The 19,245-nt window shown below is 65.3% G+C and carries 17 protein-coding genes; 11 read left to right on the top strand and 6 right to left on the bottom strand.

All coding sequences use genetic code 11. The features are described 5' to 3' along the window. Positions 1–350: 350 nt before the first annotated feature. The 3 genes from HGO92_RS01865 to HGO92_RS23615 all read left to right on the top strand — a co-directional run bounded on the left by HGO92_RS01865 (position 351) and on the right by HGO92_RS23615 (position 4,097). A complete protein-coding gene (locus tag HGO92_RS01865) occupies positions 351–758 on the top strand; it encodes a four-helix bundle copper-binding protein (RefSeq protein ID WP_169991333.1) in 408 nt (135 codons plus the stop codon). A gap of 204 nt (positions 759–962) precedes the next feature. Continuing rightward, the gene (nhaA, locus tag HGO92_RS01860; RefSeq protein WP_169991331.1) at positions 963–2,312 is read left to right on the top strand and encodes a Na+/H+ antiporter NhaA; all 1,350 of its coding nucleotides are present in this window, start codon (positions 963–965) and stop codon (positions 2,310–2,312) included. A gap of 123 nt (positions 2,313–2,435) precedes the next feature. Continuing rightward, entirely contained in the window at positions 2,436–4,097 is a 1,662-nt protein-coding gene (locus HGO92_RS23615; protein ID WP_240974333.1) for a DUF222 domain-containing protein, read from the top strand. 68 nt (positions 4,098–4,165) lie between these two features. Here HGO92_RS23615 and aztD read toward each other — a convergent pair whose 3' ends face one another. Then, complete coding sequence (gene aztD / locus HGO92_RS01850; RefSeq protein ID WP_169991329.1) at positions 4,166–5,419, bottom strand: zinc metallochaperone AztD; 1,254 nt, start codon at positions 5,417–5,419, stop codon at positions 4,166–4,168. Positions 5,420–5,616: 197 nt separating this feature from the next. Further along, positions 5,617–6,027, bottom strand: coding sequence for a hypothetical protein (locus tag HGO92_RS01845; protein ID WP_169991327.1), 411 nt, complete (start codon positions 6,025–6,027; stop codon positions 5,617–5,619). Between the two features lie 61 nt (positions 6,028–6,088). Between HGO92_RS01845 and HGO92_RS01840 the strand changes: the two genes are divergently transcribed. From HGO92_RS01840 to HGO92_RS01815, 6 genes are all read left to right on the top strand, one after another. Then, the gene (locus HGO92_RS01840; protein WP_169991325.1) at positions 6,089–7,942 is read left to right on the top strand and encodes a L,D-transpeptidase family protein; all 1,854 of its coding nucleotides are present in this window, start codon (positions 6,089–6,091) and stop codon (positions 7,940–7,942) included. 179 nt (positions 7,943–8,121) lie between these two features. Continuing rightward, entirely contained in the window at positions 8,122–9,513 is a 1,392-nt protein-coding gene (locus HGO92_RS01835) for a CAP domain-containing protein (protein WP_169991323.1), read from the top strand. 58 nt (positions 9,514–9,571) lie between these two features. After that, complete coding sequence (locus HGO92_RS01830; RefSeq protein ID WP_169991321.1) at positions 9,572–10,603, top strand: universal stress protein; 1,032 nt, start codon at positions 9,572–9,574, stop codon at positions 10,601–10,603. A 76-nt stretch (positions 10,604–10,679) separates the two neighbouring features. After that, positions 10,680–11,684 (top strand): pirin family protein, encoded by a 1,005-nt coding sequence (locus HGO92_RS01825; RefSeq protein ID WP_169991319.1) that lies wholly within the window; start codon positions 10,680–10,682, stop codon positions 11,682–11,684. Between the two features lie 64 nt (positions 11,685–11,748). Then, complete coding sequence (locus tag HGO92_RS01820; protein WP_169991317.1) at positions 11,749–12,111, top strand: GNAT family N-acetyltransferase; 363 nt, start codon at positions 11,749–11,751, stop codon at positions 12,109–12,111. Beyond that, the gene (locus HGO92_RS01815) at positions 12,099–12,572 is read left to right on the top strand and encodes a carboxymuconolactone decarboxylase family protein (protein ID WP_346768815.1); all 474 of its coding nucleotides are present in this window, start codon (positions 12,099–12,101) and stop codon (positions 12,570–12,572) included. Before HGO92_RS01820 ends, HGO92_RS01815 begins: the two co-directional genes overlap by 13 nt. A gap of 28 nt (positions 12,573–12,600) precedes the next feature. Here HGO92_RS01815 and HGO92_RS01810 read toward each other — a convergent pair whose 3' ends face one another. Next, positions 12,601–14,124, bottom strand: a complete 1,524-nt coding sequence (locus tag HGO92_RS01810; RefSeq protein WP_169991315.1) for an FAD-dependent monooxygenase — start codon at positions 14,122–14,124, stop codon at positions 12,601–12,603. A gap of 212 nt (positions 14,125–14,336) precedes the next feature. Here HGO92_RS01810 and HGO92_RS01805 point away from each other — a divergent pair, with 212 nt between their 5' ends. Next, positions 14,337–14,729, top strand: coding sequence for a TraR/DksA family transcriptional regulator (locus HGO92_RS01805; RefSeq protein ID WP_169991313.1), 393 nt, complete (start codon positions 14,337–14,339; stop codon positions 14,727–14,729). 25 nt (positions 14,730–14,754) lie between these two features. Here HGO92_RS01805 and HGO92_RS01800 read toward each other — a convergent pair whose 3' ends face one another. Further along, positions 14,755–15,039: a hypothetical protein gene (locus HGO92_RS01800; protein WP_169991311.1), complete on the bottom strand. Its 285-nt coding sequence runs from the start codon at positions 15,037–15,039 to the stop codon at positions 14,755–14,757. A gap of 246 nt (positions 15,040–15,285) precedes the next feature. Here HGO92_RS01800 and HGO92_RS01795 point away from each other — a divergent pair, with 246 nt between their 5' ends. After that, positions 15,286–16,596: a Glu/Leu/Phe/Val family dehydrogenase gene (locus HGO92_RS01795; RefSeq protein WP_169991309.1), complete on the top strand. Its 1,311-nt coding sequence runs from the start codon at positions 15,286–15,288 to the stop codon at positions 16,594–16,596. A gap of 88 nt (positions 16,597–16,684) precedes the next feature. Here the strand turns inward: HGO92_RS01795 and HGO92_RS01790 are convergent, their stop codons facing one another. Continuing rightward, positions 16,685–18,211 (bottom strand): APC family permease, encoded by a 1,527-nt coding sequence (locus HGO92_RS01790; protein WP_169991307.1) that lies wholly within the window; start codon positions 18,209–18,211, stop codon positions 16,685–16,687. Continuing rightward, positions 18,208–19,245: an agmatine deiminase family protein gene (locus tag HGO92_RS01785; RefSeq protein WP_169991305.1), complete on the bottom strand. Its 1,038-nt coding sequence runs from the start codon at positions 19,243–19,245 to the stop codon at positions 18,208–18,210. The genes HGO92_RS01790 and HGO92_RS01785 overlap by 4 nt, the downstream gene beginning before the upstream one ends.

Here is a 19,245-nt window from a genome sequence, read left to right as displayed (position 1 = left end):
TGGATGTGCCACACATAATGATCTCCTCAGTGAGGTATCGGGATTGGCCTTCGCCAGAACCTTCCATCGGGAAGGCATGCGCTTGAGCCCTGTGTGGACCGTTGGGGGCGTAGGGACCGTGAGGATCCGACGCTGTTTCCGGTAATCACGAACTTATACCCCCTAGGGGTATAAGTCAAGGGCTATTTGTGACCGGGTCCTGGGCAGGTAGCAGCTGCCCCCGCTCGCCAGAAGTTGCCCTGCGTGGGCGCGCAGTAAGGTTTCCGCGTCCGAATAGTAAGGCTACTGTGGTTTGTGAGGTGGCCGGACTGCCGGTCCGTTCCCTGGCTAATTGCAGAAGGAGCAGAACAATGAGCCACATCAAGTCCATGCTTGAGACCTACCCGAAGGATCTGGGCGGGATCGACAAGCAGAAACTGACGGACTGTATCGCGGCATGTTTTGAATGTGCGCAGACCTGTACGGCCTGCGGGGATGCGTGCCTCAGCGAAGATATGGTGGCTGAGTTGACGAAGTGCATCCGGACCAATCTCGACTGTGCGGATATCTGTGCCACGACCGGCAAGATTCTGTCCCGCCACACCGGGTATGACGCGAACGTTACCCGCGCTGTGCTGGAGGCCTGCCGGGTCACCTGCAAAGCCTGTGCAGACGAATGCGAAAGCCATGCGCAGATGCACGAGCACTGCCGCGTCTGTGCCGAGGCCTGCCGGCGATGCGAGCAGGCCTGTGCTGAACTGCTGGGAGCGCTCGGCTAAGCAGCGGCAATGGGTGCCTTGCGATTTGCCTCTTCAGGGGGTGCGACTTATCCCAAGCGACATATGCCCAGGGGCGGTTTTTCATGGCCGCTGACAGACAGTGCTGTTCCGCTACGACAGTTTGAGGCGATAGGGTGAATTCTGGTGAGCCGGGAAGTCTGGTCGGCATGAGATTTCGTCGACCCTTCCCGTAAGGAGCCCCTGGTGGCCCAAAATTCCCCCGATCGTCCCCGAAAGCCCCGCGTTCTCGGCAGAGGCAGTTACGCCGAAGCCCTGCGGATCGGCGAAATCCTCCGGAAAGAGACCGTCGGCGGTGCATTGCTCGTCGCGACGGCGCTGATCGCCCTGATTTGGGCCAACTCGCCGGCGTCCGAGAGCTACTTCGCCTTGCGGGACTTCAAGATCGGCTACGAGCCGTGGCACCTGAATCTAAGTCTCGGTGCTTGGGCGGCCGATGGTCTGCTCGCGGTTTTCTTCTTCCTGGTAGGCCTGGAACTAAAGCGTGAGTTTGTTGCCGGGGATCTGCGCGACGCCCGGAAGGCGGCAGTGCCGGTGGCGGCGGCCGTCGGCGGCGTCGTTGTGCCGGCGGTAATCTATGCAGCTGTGAACTGGGGCAGCACGGATACCATCCGCGGATGGGCCATTCCGACAGCCACGGACATCGCCTTCGCCGTCGCAGTTCTTGCCGTTATTGGTTCCCATCTGCCTACGGCCTTACGGATATTCCTGCTGACACTGGCGGTAGTCGATGATCTGATTGCCATCGCCATCATTGCGTTCTTCTACACCAGTGAGATCCAGGTTGCCCCGCTGCTGCTGACACTTATCCCGCTTGCAATTTACACCCTTCTGGCGCAGAAATACCGGCGGTTCTTCGGCCTCAAGCCAGCGGCCGCGTGGCTGATCCTGCTGCCGATCGGGATCGTGGCCTGGGCGCTGCTTCATGCGTCAGGCATCCACGCGACGGTTGCAGGTGTCCTGCTCGGTTTTGCCATCCCGGTGCTGCGTGGCAAGGCCAGCGGCGGCCCGACAGCGGGGCCCGGGCTCTCGGAGATTTTCGAACACCGTTTCCGCCCCGTCTCTGCCGGCTTCGCAGTTCCCGTTTTCGCGTTCTTCTCGGCCGGAGTTGAGATCGGTGGATTCGATGGCCTGACCGCCTCGCTCACCGACACAGTGGCCATCGGCATCATCGTCGGCCTGGTCCTCGGTAAGCCGATCGGCATCGTGGCGACTACGTGGTTGATGAGTAAGTTCACGCGCGCCGAGCTTGATCCGTCGCTGAGGTGGGTCGACCTGCTTGGCATTAGCCTGCTGGCCGGCATTGGGTTTACCGTCTCGCTGCTGGTGGCCGAACTTAGTTTCGGGCTCGGATCTGCGGCGAACGACCATGCCAAGGTCGCCATCCTCGTCGCTTCGCTGCTTGCGGCGCTGTTGGCGACGGTTGTCCTGCGTGCACGCAACCGGCACTACCGCAGGATCGAAGCAGAGGAAAAGATCGACGCCGATCACGACGGCGTTCCGGATGTTTACCAACGGGATCCTGATGCTGCGTAGGCCCTGACCCCCTGCTCCCCGATGGCGCGGTCGTGTCTCCTGTGCCTACAGAGCGGCGGAAGTTATCCACCGCCGCCTTGCCCTCTCTTGTGGGCAGCATTACACAACGATAGAGTCGAATGTATGTTCGAGTCAATCGTTCCGGCAGAGATGGATCCGGTGAAGCCGGTTCCCGGTGATCCGGGTGCCGGGCTGGTCCGTACCGCGATCCTGGCACTGGCGGACATGGACCAGGACGTCTCGGAGGGTGTGCGGATCGACCGGATCACCGCGCTGGAGGAGCTCAAGGCCGCCTGCGCCGCGGCGCAGGCCCGCGAGACCGAGGCGTTCGTGGCTTCCCGTAAGGAGACCCGTGCCGCGGCGGGGGTCGCGGCGGAGAAGCGGGGCCGCGGCCTGGCCAAGGAAGTCGGCCTGGCCAGGAAGGATTCGCCGAACCGGGGAGGTAAGCACCTGGGCATGGCGACCACGTTGATTCGGGAGATGCCGCACACGTATACGGCGTTGGCGGAGGGCCGGCTGAACGAGTGGCGGGCGACCATCCTGGTCCGCAAAACCGCGTGCCTGAGCGTGGAAGACCGGGCCCGCGTCGACCAAGAATTGTGTGCTGATCCGAAGACGCTGCAAGGGTGCGGCGACAAACAGATCGGGGCCATGGCGAAGCAGGCCGCACTGCGGCTGGACCCACTGTCGGTGGTCCGCCGGGCCGCGAAAGCCGAAACCGAACGCCACGTCTCCTGCCGTCCCGCGCCGGACACCATGGCCCAGGTGAGCTGCCTGCTGCCGGTGGTGCAGGGCGTGGCCGTCCACGCGGCCCTGGCCAAGGAGGCCGACCGGCTGAAGGCGCAGGGCGATGAACGTGGCCGGGGGCAGTTGATGGCCGACATCCTCGTCGAGCGTGTCACCGGCCAGCCCGCGGAGAACCCGGCGAAAATTGAAGTGCAGCTGGTTATGACCGACCGCACCCTGTTCCAGGGCGATTCCGAGCCGGCCCACCTGGCCGGGTATGGCATCGTCCCCGCCCAGTGGGCCCGCGACCTGCTCCGCACCGACGATGCCGACGGTGGCATCGCGGGACCGGACGCCGCCGACACCGTCGTTTCGGGAGCGGCCGGCAACGTTGACGCCGGGAACGGCAGTACGGATCGCCCGGCGGCCGGCAATCCGGCAAGGGGCGCCGGGGAAGACAAGACCGTTGCCGGCGCAGCGGACGCCGGCAACGGGGACGGTGCTACCGGTTCCGGCCCGCCCAACACCGTCGAACCGGTACCGGCGACCGGACCTCCCGGTTCGAAGCGAACAGACCCCGGCGGTGCAGGCGGTTCGGAAGGGGTGGAAGTGTGGGTGCGCCGGCTCTACACGGCGCCGGGTACCGGGCAGTTGCTCGGGATGGATTCGCGGGCCCGGCTGATGCCCGCCGGGATGCAGCGGATGATCCAGGCCCGGGACCAGCTCTGCCGCACACCCTGGTGCGACGCGCCGATCCGCCACCACGACCACGTCGTGCCCTGGCGCGACGCCGGGGAGACCAGCGAGATCAACGGGCAGGGTCTATGTGAAGCGTGTAACCTGGCGAAGGAATCAGGCGGCTGGCACGCCCAAACGATTCCCGGGCCACGCCACACGGTGGAAACCACCACGCCGACCGGACACGCCTACCTATCAACCGCACCGGGACTGCCCGGCACACCACCGGCGGCGGAGCAACCGGACGAGGCACTGGAGCCGGTGTCGATCTTCGAGCGGGCGCTCGGCCGGATCGACTTCCTCTACCGCCCCGCCGCCTAAAAGCCGTGACATCCGAAGCTACCGAAGTGAAGGTATTCACCCTGATACTTGGCAGGCAAGGAACGGCATCAGTCGCCGGCGCCGGTCAACTCATTCGGAACATGCGGTAGATTTGCGCTCTCAATCACGTCGCCGGATTCCAGATCGACTGCGTGGATGGACGAGGTGCCCGGATCAGTCACATACGCGGTATGGCCCTGGACTGCCAAAGTGGGCCTCGGCTGCTGCCATTCCACGGGCTCCTCCCATTCGCCGATCACAGGAATGCGGGCGGTGACGGCTCCGCTCGCGGGATCCACGACGTGGAGTGATCCATCCGTGCCCAGCACCAAAGCTTCACCATGCGGACCTCGACCAAGCGATCTGAAGGAGTAGCTCGTGCCCAGTTCGACCAGGTCCACGGTGTTGTCGCTCGTATCGATCAGGGCGATCCGCTCGGGCCGTTCCAGTTCAGCGTCCGGGTCCGTTTTGTAATCCGCAAGTACAACGGCCGACTCCTCCGAGCCCCTCTGGTTCCCCATCCGGCCGTAGTCGTCCGGACTGTCCACCTTGATGATCTTGCCGTCCCGGTATACCAAGGCGCCGTCCTCACACCCAACGGTGACCACCTCGTCTGCCGCCGTTGCCTCGCCGTGCACGCCGGGGCATTGCTCGTTGCGGGTAATCTCGCGGCGGTCCTGATCCAGCAGCGCAAGCCCCGAGCGGGAAGTGCTGTTGCCTATTGTCAGCAACATGTTGCCGTTTTTCAGCTCGACGGCGACACCGTGGTGAGCTTCGGCAGCGGTGTAGGTGTCGGTTTCCGGCTGTCCGTCGGCAAGCTGGGCAGAGTCGAAGGATTCGATGACGCCCGAGCCGTCGCTGAACAGGACCGTCCGTCCGGCATGCCTGACCACATGGCCCGGTTCGTCCGCGACGAACTGGACGTCCGTCAGCGAGGGCGTTGTGGCGTAATGATGTGCATGGTCGCCGTGGGCCTCGCTCCAACTTCCGGTGTCAAGGACTTTGAAGGCACTGCCGGTCGAGATGACGACGTGTCGGCCGTCGCCGGCTGGGTTGAGCCGGTTGAAGCCGTCCAGCTCCACGGTTTCCAGCAGTTCAAGGCTTGCGCCGTCGAGAACCATGACGCCGCCGTCGTACGTCAGGGTCAACCGGGGTGCGGCCTCACCCAGTTCGACGACATCGGACTTCGGGATGGGGGCGGCAGCAGAAGAGCCAGCCGGATCCGGTCCCGCGGCGGCTGCTCCACAGGAGGTCAGGAGCGCGAGGGCAAGAGGTGCGGCGAGCAAGGTGTGCCTGCGGCAAGGTGCTGTCAGTGAATGCATGCATTGAAGTTAGCATTAAATGAGAATCATTTTCATTAACGAGATGAGAAGGATTATTTTGGGGTTGGGGATAGAAAGTGGCGCTGAGGTCTAACGTTTCAGCAGCTTTGGCCGCATAATGTCGTTGGGGGAGCGGCGGCGACATCGTGGACCCCCATCCGGAACGAATCTTGGGGGTACATCATTAAGGGTTTCAGTCATTTCCGGCCACGTCTGACGGGACGAGTTGCCATAGCAGCACTTGCATCATTGGCGCTGCTGGCTTCCGGCTTGCCGGCGCAGGCCGCGGACCTGCCGGAAGTGTCCGTTGCGTCCGCGACGCAGCCGCCGGCCCGTGAAGTGAGGGCAACGGACGCTGCTGCGCCGTCGACGGCGTCGTCGTCAGTATCGGAACCGGATGGAGCTTCTTCCGGGATGCCATCCGATGGCTCGGCTGATCCCGCTCCTGGAACGACGGATGCACGGACGACGGGCGGGACTGAAACGCCAACGGAGACGCCGACGGGCGGGACCGAAGCGCCCGCGGGATCCACTGCGCCTGCCGAAACTGCGGTGCCAACGGAAACCGCGGTCCCGGTCGAGCCGTCTACGCCAGCGGAAACTTCCACGCCGGAAGAAACACAGTTGCCGGATGGGCAGTCGACTCCCGATCCCGGCGAAACAGACCAGATGGACTCTACGGAGGAAGCAATCGAACCCCAACCGCCAGCCGAGGAGGCAGCCGAGGCCGAAGCGAGGGCGGAGGAGGCTATCGCCGCGAAGGCCGATGAGCTGAAACTCGTGCCGCACAACGATCTAAATTGCACCCTGGTCGGCGAGGGCTGCGTGCAGACCTACACGTCGGCCGAACGTTCCACGGAGCGAATTGCCATTTACTGGAGCCCGCAAACAGGGGCGCACAGCGTGGACCTGCTGCACTACGTCGGCAAGGCCTACCGCAAAGCCGGGTGGGAAGAGGGCAAGTACGGCTACCCGACGTCGGACATGTCCGGCGTGCCGAACACCAAGGTTTCGGTGCAGTCCTTCGAGCACGGCAAGATCGTAGACACGTCCGCCCACTACGCCGCGGGCCGGAAGGCGCTGGCGGACCGGGCGTCGCAACTGAGGCTCACCACGGTCAACGGCTACGCCTGCGAGCTGCGCGGCTACGGTTGCGTGCGCACGTACAAGCCTGCCGGCAGCAGCAAGCGGATCGCGATCTACTGGACCCAGGCCACAGGTGCGCGGACCGTGGAGCTGACCCACGCCGTCGGAAAAGCCTACAGGGCGTCCGGCTACGAGAAGGGCAAATACGGCTACCCGACGTCGGATATGAGCGTGAATTCGAAGACCCTGGTGGCAACGCAGAGCTTCCAGAAGGGCAATATCGTCCACACGCCGCCGCACGTGACTGCCGGCCGGAAGGCCCTGGATGCCCGGGCCAAGCAGCTGAAGTACACGGCGGTCAACGACTACAACTGCCGCCTGCCCGGCGACGGTTGCGTGCGCACCTACAAGCCCTCGCTCTCAAGCAAGCGGCGCATTGCCATTTACTGGACCGCCAAGACCGGTGCCCGGACCGTGGAACTGACCCACGCCGTCGGTAAGAAATTCACGGCGGCCAAATACGAGCGCGGGATCCTCGGCTACCCCACCGGGGACATGAAGTGCGGGCTCAAGTCCAAAGGCTGCGTGCAGGTGTTCCAGAAGGGGCAGATCGCCTACTCGCCGGCCACGGGAGCCCGGACGCTGACCGCCCAGATCAACCACAGCTGGAAGGCCCGCAGCAGCCAGAACGGGACGCTTGGCTACCCACTGCAGGACGCGGTGACGCGCAGCGGCAAAACCACGCAGGTCTTCCAGGGCGGCTCGCTGATCGCCGCGAAGGCCGGCGCCAGCTACCTGCCGAAGAACGAGTGCTGGGCCATCGGCGCGCACAAGACCCGCTACTACCACGGCTGGGCCAACCGGGTCTCGTTCACCATCTCGGAGAAATACGGCACGTACAAGGCCAGCTTCATCAACTGCGTGCGGATCGGATCCGTCTACAAGCAGGAATGGAAAACGTCCAGGGCTACGGTGGGGCTCAAAGGCTTCAAGAAACCCGGCGTCGCATCGGGGCACACGATGTACCGCTGGTCGCCGCAGGGCAGCTTCACCGTCACCGATGCCTTCGGCGAAGGGAACCCGGGCACCGGGCTCAACTACCGGAAGCTGAATCCCCGGTCGCAGTGGTCGGGCACACCAGGCAGCGGGTACAACAAGTACTTCGAGTCCTCCTTTAACCGCTGGCCGGACGAGCAGATGTGGCAGATCATGCGCGCCCCCACCGGCGACTACCGCCAGGGCGCGGTGATCGACTACAACCGCGGGCCCGGACAGAAGATCAAGCAGGGCGCGGGTTTCGCCATCTTCCTGCACGCGAATGCGGTTCCCACTTACGGTTGCATCGCGCTGGATCTGTCCAACGTGACCAGGTACCTGAAGACCGCGGATAAGGGCGACCGGATTGTGATGGGAGTCCGGGCAGACATCTTCAAATAGCTCCGCAAGCAGTTTCCCGCCGGCCCGGCTATGAGCAGATGACGGGTGCTGACAAGGGTCTTTGGGCCATTGTGTGCGCGTTCGTTATGGTTTTGTGAGCTAACGACGGCGGCGCCCCACCTGAGGTGGAACGCCGCCGTCGTTGTGACCCTCCCCAAGGAAAAACAGGAAAAAAGACAGTGTCGAAACTTAAAGCATTAATCTCCCTCGCTCTCGGTGCCTCCGTGGCCGCCGCAGCCGTTGTGGGACCCGCCCCCGCCGCCCTGGCCGCTGTGCAGCCGAACCAAGGTGCCGGCGTCGTTGTTCCGCAGGCCGCGGGCGACAGACTCAACACAGCAAACAAGCAGCAGATCATCGACGTGTTCAACGGGATCAACAAGTTCCGGGCGAGCAAGGGCCTCAAGCCGGTCAAGTTCAACGCCACCGTATCCGAGCTGTCCGAGGACTGGTCGGACAAGATGGCCAGCACCGGCGACTTCAAGCACAACCCCGGCTACACCCAAGATCCGCGTGTTGCCGACCGCTGGTCCAATGCCGGCGAAATCATCGCCTACCGGACGGATACCAGGGGCCAGGGGCTGGTGGACCAGTGGATCGGCTCGCCCGGCCATAACCGGATCATGAGCGACCCGGCGTACGACACGATCGGCGTCGGCATTTCCATCAAGAAGGACGCGAACGGGCGCGTGAAGATGTACGGCACGGTGAACTTCTTCAAATTCCGCACGCCTCCGGCCGGCCAGTACAACACAGCATCGGCGTTCTTCGGCTCCACGGCGCCCTCGCCCGCTCCGGCCCCGGCTCCGGCCGCTGTTTCTGCTCCTGCGGGTCCGTCCATCCAGTCCCCAGGGGACATCGTGGCCGTGGACCAGGCGGGCGTGCTGTGGAACTACGGGACCGGTAAGAACAACGCGAATTCATCCGCGTGGAAGATCAGCTCCGGCTTTGGTAACGCGAAGGAAGTCCACGTCGCGGACTGGAACGCCGATAAGACGATGGACATCGTGGCCCAGTGGGAGAGCGGCAAGCTCAGCGTCTACCCGGGCAAGCCCGGCGGCGGTTTCGCCAGTGCCATCACCATCGGCGCCAGCGGCTGGGCCGGCTACGAGGTCACGGTGGGTAAATGGAAGAAAACGGACCGCTACCCCTCCGTAGTCGCCAAGAGCGGGTCGGGCATCCTGTACCACTACCCTAACCTCTCCGGCGGCAAGCTCTCCGCGCGGACCCAGGTGGACACCGGCTGGAAATCCCTGACGATCAACCAGCTTGACTGGGACAGGGACGGAAACACCGACATCGTCGCCCGCCCGCCGGCCGGCCAGCTGAAGGTTTACCGCACCAACGGCAACGGGAAGTTTGTTTCGGAGAGCCGCAGGATCATCGGCAACAGCGGGTGGAACTCGATGACCGCGCTGACCTCGATCCGCGGCTACAACGGGGCGGGAACCCAGGGGCTGCTGGCCCGCTCCGCTGCCGGCGTCCTGTATTACTACCAGGCGAATGACTCCCGCTGGGCTGGCCGGGTCACGGTGGGAACCGGCTGGAACGGCATGGAGATCGCCGGCCACTAGCGCGTCTCCTGCCGCCTGCCCTCTACTCAGCCAGCGTGAGGACGCCTAGGGTTGAGTCATGGAAGACGTTGTACTTGTGGGCTATGACGGATCGCCGGCCAGCAGCCGCGCGTTGGACTGGGCCATCGACGAGGCCCGGCTCCGCGGCTGGCCGCTGCGGCTGGTGACTGCGTTCTCGCCGGCCCAGAACATCGCCGATCCTATGGTGGAGGGCAAATACGTCGAACTTGAGATCCGCCGGGGCGAGTCCATGCTGCAGGACGCCCTCGAGCGTGCCAGGAGCCACGGTGTGACGGTTGAGTCCCGTGTAGTCGCGGGGAATCCCGGTGGCGTGCTCGTAGATCTCTCGAAATCCGCCGCGCTGGCGGTGGTCGGCAAGCGGGGCAGCGGCGGGTTCGCCGGCCGGCTGATGGGCAGTGTGTCCTCCGGCTTGGCGGCACACTCGAAGGGCCCCACTGTGGTGATTCCCGAAGCGGCCGCTCCGGCCCGGAACGCCGGCCGGAACGCCAGGGGCACTGAGGCGGAGCACGCCGAAGTGCCTGCCCGCAGGACGGCGACGGCACCGGTTCCTTGGCTGGTTTCGGCCCCGGATGGCATGAGCGCCGAGGGCGTGCACCCCGACGACGAGAGCCGGTCCTGGAGCTATGCAGGCCAGATTGTCATGGCCATGGACGCCCTCGGATCGAAGAATCCGGCCCTCTGGGCTGCAGCGGAGGCGGCGCAGTTCCATGCCAGGCCGCTGACCCTGGTTTCCACCCGCGCTCCCTACTACCGGGACTCGGTCTGGCTGGACCATGCCGAAGGCGCCAGCCGGTTTCGGCAGGAAGTCGCCCATGACCTGGACACGGTCCTGGCGGAGGTCCGCTCGCGGTATCCCGATGTCAAGGCCAGCTGGCAGTTCTACATTGCCAAGCCGGCCGAGATCCTGGTCGAGGTCACGCAGACCGCGGATCTGCTGGTGCTCGGAACCCGCGGACACGGCGGCTTTCCCGGGCTGCTGCTGGGATCCGTCAGCCAGGCCGTCCTGCAGCACGGCGCTTCGCCCATGATGGTTGTCCCTAGGTCGAGACAGCAGCAGGAACAGCGTTAGCCATACTCCGATGTGCGTAGCGTGTAGGCTATACATGTGTTTGCATGTAAGCCTTGGCAGGAAAGGGCGTTGGGCAATGAGTAACCTTGAGCCGCATCCGCAGGAAATGCTCTGCGGGAACGAAGCGGAAGTGGGCTTAGCCCAATCGCGCGTGGAGCTGCTGGAGCCGCGCGAGGTCCCGCTCGGCGGCCCGCGGGCCATGAACGTCCGGCGCACTTTACCGCAGCGGCAGCGCTCCCTGATCGGCGCTTGGTGCTTTGTGGACCACTACGGCCCGGACGAGGTGTCCGAAACCGGCGGGATGCGGGTTCCGCCGCACCCGCACACCGGCCTGCAAACGGTGAGCTGGCTCTTCACCGGCGAGATTGAACACCGCGACAGCGCCGGGTTCCACGCGTTTGTCCGCCCCGGCGAACTGAACCTGATGACGGCGGGCCGCGGTATCTGCCACTCCGAGGTTTCCACCGCCGAAACAACGGTCCTGCACGGTGCCCAGCTGTGGGTGGCGCTGCCGGATCATGTCCGTTTCGCCGATCCCGGGTTCGACCACTACGCGCCGGAGCCGGTCATCACCGATGCCTACGAACTGCGCGTCTTTATGGGCTCGCTGGCCGGCAGCGTATCCCCGGTGGCACTCCACTCGCCGCTGCTCGGCGCGGAACTCCTGCTGAAACCGGGGCAGAGCGCCGTTTTCGACGTCGAGGAGGCCTTCGAATACGGCGTCCTGGCGGACAGCGGCGCCGTCCGCTTCAACGGTGCCACGGCCAACGCCGGCCAGCTGGCCTACCTGCCCGCGGGACATCGGGAAATCGAGCTGACCTCGGAGTCGGACCAACCCGTCCGGTTGCTGCTGATCGGCGGCGAGCCGATGGGCGAAGCGATCGTCATGTGGTGGAACTTCGTCGGGCGTGACCACGACGAGGTCGTTGAATTCCGCGCCAACTGGCAGGACGAGATCGGTGCCGAACCGCACCCGGCCGCAGCCGCGACAGCCAACCAGTTCGGCACGGTGGTGGGCAACACCTTGGCTCCGCTGCCTGCCCCGACGCTGCCCAATGCGCGCATCCGCCCGCGCCGCTAACAGCAACGCCTGCCCCGTCCTCCGGGCCGGGCGCACCGACTTACCCATCGAGGAGAGGAACACCATGTCCAACGAAACTGCCGCCGAGGCCCGGGAAATCACTGTGGTCCACGCGCCCGAGCGCCACCGCTACGAATTGCACGACGGCGATGCCACCATCGGCTTCACCATCTACCGGCGGCTGCAGCCCGGACAGGACCAGGTCGTGTTCGTCCACACAGAAGTGGATGATGCGTACGCCGGCCAGGGGCTGGCCTCGAAGCTGGCACGCTTCGCCCTCGACGACGTGAAAGCCAGCGGCCGGCGCATCCTCCCGCTGTGCCCCTACATCGCTGCGTTCGTACGTAAACACCACGAGTACGACGACGTTCTGGACGTCCCCGCGCAGGGCGAGGCCGAGACCGAGGAGGCCCGGTGGAGCAAGTGACGCGGGAGCGGATTTTTATCGACAAGCAGCACCCGGCCGTCTACCGGGCGCTGAATGGTCTGGGCCTCAAGGTTCGCGAGGCCGCGGATGCAGCCGGGATAGAGCGCATGGTCACCGAACTGATCAACATCCGCGTGTCCCAGATCAACGGGTGTGCCTACTGCCTGAATATGCACGTCACGGATGCCCTGGCGAATGGGGAAACCATTCAGCGGATCGTGGTCCTGCCGGCATGGCGGGATACCCAGCTCTTCACCGCCCAGGAGCAGGGTGCCCTGGCCCTCGCCGAATCCCTGACAGAGCTGCCGGACCATGAGAGCCAGGACCGGGCTTACGCCTTTGCCCGTAAATGTCTCACGGAGGACCAGCTCTCTGCGGTCAGCTGGATCACGCTGACCATGAATGCTTACAACCGGCTCTCCATCATCAGCGAGCATCCGGTGCGAGCTGCCAAGGCCTGAGCAACCGCCGGCACTGGCCACCTCGGGCTTACCGTGCCATCGCGGCCGTGAACGTAGAGACGGCGTTGACCGGCAGGGACTCCGCCGCGACAAAACCGTCCGGTCGGACCAGATAGAAGTACCCCGGATGCAGCTTCTTGTTGCCGTTCAGCGGCAGGACCTGGACGTCCAGACCCAGCGCGGAGCGGACATGATGGACGGCGACGTCGTCAATCCCGCCGTAGGCGTGGACCTGCCAGGTGAGTGAGCGGAGTGTCTCGAAGTTTGAACCTGTGTACGGCAGCCTGCGCCCGACCACTTTGCCCCGGCGGCCGTTCGCGGCTTCCTTGGCTTCGTCGCTCATCCAGTAGTGGATCCGTACCTGGGACACGTACTCGAACAGGCGCGGAGCTCCCTTGAGCCGGGGCAGGATGTTCGTCGCCACCGGTGCGAGCACGGGAAGGATCAGCCTGCGGAGGGTCCGGGCCACCGGGCGCGCCGAGGTGATAATGCCGAATAGCCGGTCCGTGGTCGAGATCAGCCGGCGCGCAACGGGACGCCGTTCGGCCCCGTAGCGGTCGAGATAGCCTTCCGACGCCCGGCCCTGCAATACATCCGCGAGTTTGAAGGCAAGGTTGTGCGCATCCTGCAACCCGGTGTTCATGCCCTGGGCGCCAACGGGGGAGTGCACATGGGCGGCGTCACCGGCCAGGAACACCGGGCCATCGCGGAAAACTGCCGCGGTGCGGTGGTGCACCTTGTAAGTGGAGTACCAGCGCGACGGTCCGTAACTGACGGAGTAGATCCGCTGCAGGCGCCGGCGCACCGTGTCCTCGGACAGCTCGTCACCGCCAATGTCGGAGTTCCGCACCGTGCCGATCAGCCGCACGTCTGAGTCGCCGCCCATGGGAAAACCGAGCAGGAAATCCTCGGTGCCCGGCCGGATGTTGACGGCATCATTGGCCAGACCCTGCACCTGAGTCGCATCCGAGACGTAGAAAGTGTGCGCGTTGGTGATTCCTTCGAACGCGATGCCGCGCGCCGAACGCACCGTGGAGGAACCGCCATCGGCACCCACACAGTACCGCGCGCGGACCCGCACCCCGCCGTCGTTGGTCGCGAAGGTGGCCGTCACCGGCAGCGGTTCGGACAGGTCCACGTCCAAGGCAGTCAGCCGGTGCTGCCAGAGCACGTCGGAGCCGAGCGCCGTGAGGTTGTCCACCAGGAGTTGTTCGTTCCTGCTTTGCTCCAGGAAGGTGATGCCGGGATACGGGGTCACACCACGGCCCAGCCGCCCGATGGGAACCCGTCCCAGCTCGCGCGATTCATAGCCGAAGACCAGTTTCTGCGCGACAGTGCTCTCGGTGAGTACCCTCTCGATCACGCCGAGTTGGTCGTAGATCTCCATGCTTCTGGCCTGCAGGCCTAAGGCGCGGGACTCCCGCGTCGGCTCCGATTTGCCGTCGGCCACCAGCATGGGCACACCCAGCTTGGCCAGCCAGTTGGCCAGCATCAGTCCGGTCGGTCCCGCGCCGACCACCAGGACATCGGTCTGGATCTCGCGCTCTGCCATGTTAGTCCGCACCCCGTCATCGAGCGATTTTTTACCCGGCCAGCGGCGCAGCCGGGCCCTCACCTCAGCGTGCGTTACAGAGCCGGAAACGGTCAAGGGGAAAGGCGGGTGACGGTTGCGGAACGATCGCATAACAGAGGTGTCGCAAGACGGATATAACGACGCCGGAGAGGACTATGATGCTCTCATAACTCCGAGAGGATGGTGGCGTCATGAGCGATGCGCTGGATGTAGGGTCCACGGCAGCCACGGCGGATAAAGGAATGTACCGGCAGTTGCTGGAGGAGAAGATCGCCGAGGCCCGCCTGCAGATCGAACGGCTGACGGCGGACATTCACGAGGCGACGCTGGCCGCGCATGATATCCCGGCCGACGACGAGCACGACCCGGAGGGTTCAACGCTCACGCTCGAACGTGCCCGCGAGGTCGCGCTGCTCGACGCCACCGAGAAGTCGCTCGCCGAACTGCTGGAAGCCGAGGACCGCCTCGAGAACGGCACCTACGGCACGTGCCAGAACTGCGGGCGCGAGATACCGCGCGAGCGGCTCGAAGTCCGGCCGGAAGCGCGGTTCTGCGTGCAGTGCGCCAGCGCCCGACGGCGGTAAAGACCGCCGCCAGGCTTGGGCTTGCTTATACGTCGGTGCCGGGATCATCCCTCAGCCCGCGCTGGGCACGGTCGGCCTCATCGGAGGCTTCCTCAGGCAGCGGATCTGCTGCCGGCGGCACCTGGCCCGGCGCGTAGTCCTGCAGCCCCGCGGCCACGCGCTCCTGTTCAGCGGCGGCCTGCAGATCGTCGTCGTCCACGGTTTCAGGCATTTTGCCGTGGCCGGTCCGTGTCGACTGGGGCAACGCGTCTTCCTGCGGGTCGATGACGTCGTCGAGGTTGGGGGAGTCTTCTTCGCGTGGGGTAGACATGGTCGCTCCTTCGCTTGGGGGTCTTTCCACCCTAGGAGCCCTACCGGTCGGCTGCAATGGGCGCGTGCAGATCCGCACGCCCACGGTACAGCGTGCACGCCCACCGCGGCTTGCACGTCGGCTGCTGTAGATGGCCACAACAACGCGGCGGCCCGCTGTGCACTCGCCCACTGACGTTCCCCTTTTGTCCTTATAGCCTCAGGAAGGCAGCTATCCGCCATCCAGATAAATAAGGATCGAACGTCAATGACGACAACTGTTTTATCTCCGCACGACTCCAGTGATTCCGTCCAGGCACCAGTGGCCCCTAGCGCAGATGCGGGTCCTTGGGAGAGCGCACAAAGCCAGCTGGCCTCGGCCGTCCGCACCCTCGGCTACAGCTCCGGGCTGCATCAGATGCTGGCCCGGCCACGCCGCGAGCTCTCTGTCAGCATCCCGCTGCGCAGGGACGATGGCAGCGTGGAAATCCTCACCGGTTACCGCGTCCAGCACAACTTCTCGCGCGGGCCGGCCAAGGGCGGGCTGCGCTACAGCCCTGAGGTTTCGCTTGACGAGGTGCGCGCCCTGGCGATGTGGATGACCTGGAAGTGCGCCCTTCTTGATGTGCCCTACGGCGGGGCCAAAGGCGGGATCACCATTGATCCGCGCAACTACTCGCAGCAGGAACTTGAGCGCGTGACGCGCAGGTACACCAGCGAGATCCTGCCGGTGATCGGACCCGAAAAGGACATACCGGCTCCGGACATCGGAACCGACGAACAGACCATGGCGTGGATGATGGACACCTACTCCGTCAACGTCGGCTACACGGTGCCCGGCGTGGTGACCGGCAAGCCGGTCAGCGTGGGCGGATCCCTCGGCCGGGCCAGCGCGACGTCCCGCGGCGTGGTCCATGTTGCCTTGGCCGCCCTCCGGCAGGCTGGGATCACCCCTGCCGGGAGCACTGCCGCGGTGCAGGGCTTCGGCAAGGTGGGTGCCGGTGCCGCGGAATTCCTCGCCGAAGCCGGCGTCGCCGTCGTCGCTGTGGGAGACCAGTATGGCGCGATCTACAACGCAGCCGGGCTGGAGATCAAGGCGCTTACCGAACATGTCCGCGAAACGGGCAGTGTGGTCGGATTCGAGGGCTCTGAAGCCATCGGCTCCGAGGAACTGCTCGAACTCGAGGTCGACCTGCTGGTGCCGGCCGCCGTCGAAGGTGTCCTGCACGGCGGGAACGCCGGACGGGTGCGGGCAAAGGTCATCGTGGAAGGCGCCAACGGGCCGACCACCGCTGCTGCGGATTCTGTTTTCCGCGAGAACGGCGTGCTGGTGGTGCCCGATATCCTAGCGAATGCCGGCGGCGTGATCGTGTCCTACTTCGAGTGGGTGCAGGGCAACCAGGCCTACTGGTGGACCGCGGCCGAGGTCGAGGAGCGGCTGGAACAGCGCATGCTCGCCGCCTGGGAGAACGTGCTGGCAGTAGCGGCCCGGCGCGGCCTGAGCCTGCGCGAGGCAGCAACCGTGACGGCGGTTGAGCGCGTTGCGGAAGCCCACCTTACCCGCGGCCTCTACCCCTAAGCCCGGAGCCTAGGCACGGCACAGATACAGCAAAGGGTGCTGCCGCAGATTGCGGCAGCACCCTTTTATTGAGGTGACGGTGCAGGAACTACTCCGGTACCACCAGGGCCGGCGAATCCTGCTCGAGCGTCTGCCCGCGGAAGAACGCCGGGTTCCGACGGTAGAACAGCAGCATCGCCACCAGTCCCAGCGCGATGATGCCCACGCCGATGATGAACACGAGCCCGATCCCGAAGACCTCCGAGCCGCTGCCGAACGCCGGATCCCAGCTGTCCACCGCGGTCTGGAGGAAGACGACCACCAGGGCCAGGCCACCGAGCAGCGGGAACAGGAACCGGAACAGGAAGCTGCGTGCATTCACGAACGCGGTCCGGCGGAAATACCAGACACAGGCCAGCGCGGTCAGCCCGTAGTAGAAGCAGATCATCAGGCCCAGCGCCATGATCGTGTCGTTGAGGACGTTGTCGCTGACAAAGCGCATCAGCGTGTAGAAGCCCGCCGAGACCGCACCGGCCACCACCGTGGCATAGACCGGCGACTGGAAGCGCGGGTTGATCTTCGCGAAGCGCTCCGGCAGGGCCTTGTAGTAACCCATGGCCAGCAGGCTGCGGGCGGGGGAGATCATGGTGGACTGCAGCGAGGACGCGCAGCTGGAGAGCACCGCCAGCGAAAGGAGGATGGCGAAGGGGCCCATGACGGGGCCGGCGATCGCGGTGAAGACGTTCTCGGCGATGTCCGGATTGTTCAGTCCCAGTCCGGTGTCCCCGATGCCGGCGAACATGATCGTCGCAACCGAGCCCAGCAGGTAGATGACCAGAACGGCGATGGCGGTAACCGCGGCGGCGATGCCGGAGGTCCGCTTGCCGTTGGTGGTTTCCTCGTTCATCGTCAGGCAGACATCCCAGCCCCAGAAGGCGAAGATGGACAGCGACAGGCCGGCGGCGAAGGCGGAGAAGCTCTCGATGCCGAACGGGTTGAACCACTCCCAGTCGAACGCCAGCGGCTGCGCCTCCGGGACAGTGCCGATCTTGGCCAGCGCGCCGAGCACAAACCAGGCCAGCACGCCCAGCTGGAAGATCACCAGCACGTACTGCACGGTCTTGGTGGTCTTCATGCCGCGGCACGAAACCCAGACCGCCAGCGCCACAAACACCAGGCAGGTCAGCACATTGACCACCTTGTTCGCGGCCAAATCCGCAATGGCCTGCGAACCGGTGAGCTGGGAGAGGAAGAGGTAGAAGAAGTCCACCGCCACGCCGGCCAGGTTGGAGAGCACAATGATGTTGGCGGCCAGCAGCCCCCAACCGCCCATCCAGCCCACAAACGGTCCGAACGCCTTGGTCACCCAGGTGAACGTGGTGCCGCTGTCCGGCGAGTCCGCATTCAGCTCGCGGTAGCCCAGCGCCACCAGGAACATCGGCACGAAGCCGACAATGAAGATCGCCGGCAGGTAGGTGCCGATGGCCTGCACGGTGGGACCCAGCGTGGAGGTCAGCACGTAGGCCGGGGCGATGGTGGAAATACCAATAACGACGACGGCCAGCAGGCCGAGCTGTCCGCTGGCGAGCCCCTTGCCGGTCCGGGCCGCCGGGGCGGTGCGTGTTGTCTGGCTCATGTCATGGCCTTTCGGGAAGAGCGGGGTTGCTGCTGGGTGATGCAGTGGATGCCGCCGCCGCGGGCGAAGAGTTCGCGGGCGTCCACACCGACAACGCGGCGGCCGGGATAGACGTCGGCGAGAATGGCCAGCGCCTTTTCATCCGACGGGTCCGCGAAGGTGCAGGCGATGACGCCGCCATTGACCACTAAATGGTTGATGTAGCTGTAGTCCACGAAGTCCTCGTCGTCCCGCAGCGTTTCCGGCGCGGGTACTTCGACGATGTTCCAGCTCCGGCCGGCGGCGTCCGTGGTGCCGTGGAGGAACGAAATGATCTCGCGGCTGACCTCATAGTCCGGATGCTCCGGGTTGTTCTGGGCGTGGACCAGCAGCGTCCCGGGGGAGGGGATCGCGGCCACAATGTCCACGTGCCCGCGGGTGCCGTAGCGCTGGGAATCGCGGGTCAGGCCGCGCGGCAGCCAGATGACCTTGGTGGCGCCGATGGTGCGCGCGAGCTCGGCCTCGATCTGCGCCTTGGTGGCCCCGGGATTCCGGCCTGGATCCAGCTGCACGGTCTCGGTGACCAGGACCGTGCCTTCGCCGTCCACCTGGATGCCGCCGCCCTCGTTGACCAGCGCGGAAGCAATGCGTTCGACGCCGGCCAGCTCGGCCACGTGCGCGGCGATCTTTTCGTCCTTGTCCCAGCTCGCCCAGTCCTGCTGGCCCCAGCCGTTGAACACCCAGTCGACCGCAGCCAGCCCGCCGTCGTCGTTCGTGACGAAGGTGGGGCCGATGTCCCGCATCCACGCATCGTTCAGCGGGGCCGTGACCGTTTCGACGGCGGGGGAGAGGTAGTCCCGCGCGGTGGCGACGTCGGCCGGATCCACCACCATGGTGACCGGTTCGAATTCGGCGACGGCGTTGGCCACGGCCGCCCAGGTGGAGCGGGCGGCATGGGCCTGCTCCGCGGTGCCGCCCAGCGTGTAGCCGCCGGGCGGGAACGCCATCCAGATGCGGGACTGCTTGGCCGTTTCGGCGGGCATCTTCCAGGCCAT

This window comes from Crystallibacter degradans (assembly GCF_012952295.1).
Classification (GTDB): domain Bacteria; phylum Actinomycetota; class Actinomycetes; order Actinomycetales; family Micrococcaceae; genus Crystallibacter; species Crystallibacter degradans.
Note: the sequence above shows the minus strand (reverse complement) of the source record. Positions and strands in the feature narration are given on the sequence as shown.

Coding starts and splice junctions, on each gene's coding strand:
- HGO92_RS01865 (WP_169991333.1), top strand. CDS start 351: ATGAGCCACATCAAGTCCATGCTTGAGACCTACCCGAAGGATCTGGGC.
- HGO92_RS23615 (WP_240974333.1), top strand. CDS start 2,436: ATGTTCGAGTCAATCGTTCCGGCAGAGATGGATCCGGTGAAGCCGGTT.
- aztD (WP_169991329.1), bottom strand. CDS start 5,419: ATGCATTCACTGACAGCACCTTGCCGCAGGCACACCTTGCTCGCCGCA.
- HGO92_RS01840 (WP_169991325.1), top strand. CDS start 6,089: ATGGACTCTACGGAGGAAGCAATCGAACCCCAACCGCCAGCCGAGGAG.
- HGO92_RS01830 (WP_169991321.1), top strand. CDS start 9,572: ATGGAAGACGTTGTACTTGTGGGCTATGACGGATCGCCGGCCAGCAGC.
- HGO92_RS01825 (WP_169991319.1), top strand. CDS start 10,680: ATGAGTAACCTTGAGCCGCATCCGCAGGAAATGCTCTGCGGGAACGAA.
- HGO92_RS01820 (WP_169991317.1), top strand. CDS start 11,749: ATGTCCAACGAAACTGCCGCCGAGGCCCGGGAAATCACTGTGGTCCAC.
- HGO92_RS01810 (WP_169991315.1), bottom strand. CDS start 14,124: ATGGCAGAGCGCGAGATCCAGACCGATGTCCTGGTGGTCGGCGCGGGA.
- HGO92_RS01805 (WP_169991313.1), top strand. CDS start 14,337: ATGAGCGATGCGCTGGATGTAGGGTCCACGGCAGCCACGGCGGATAAA.
- HGO92_RS01800 (WP_169991311.1), bottom strand. CDS start 15,039: ATGTCTACCCCACGCGAAGAAGACTCCCCCAACCTCGACGACGTCATC.
- HGO92_RS01795 (WP_169991309.1), top strand. CDS start 15,286: ATGACGACAACTGTTTTATCTCCGCACGACTCCAGTGATTCCGTCCAG.
- HGO92_RS01790 (WP_169991307.1), bottom strand. CDS start 18,211: ATGAGCCAGACAACACGCACCGCCCCGGCGGCCCGGACCGGCAAGGGG.
- HGO92_RS01785 (WP_169991305.1), bottom strand. CDS start 19,245: ATGGCCTGGAAGATGCCCGCCGAAACGGCCAAGCAGTCCCGCATCTGG.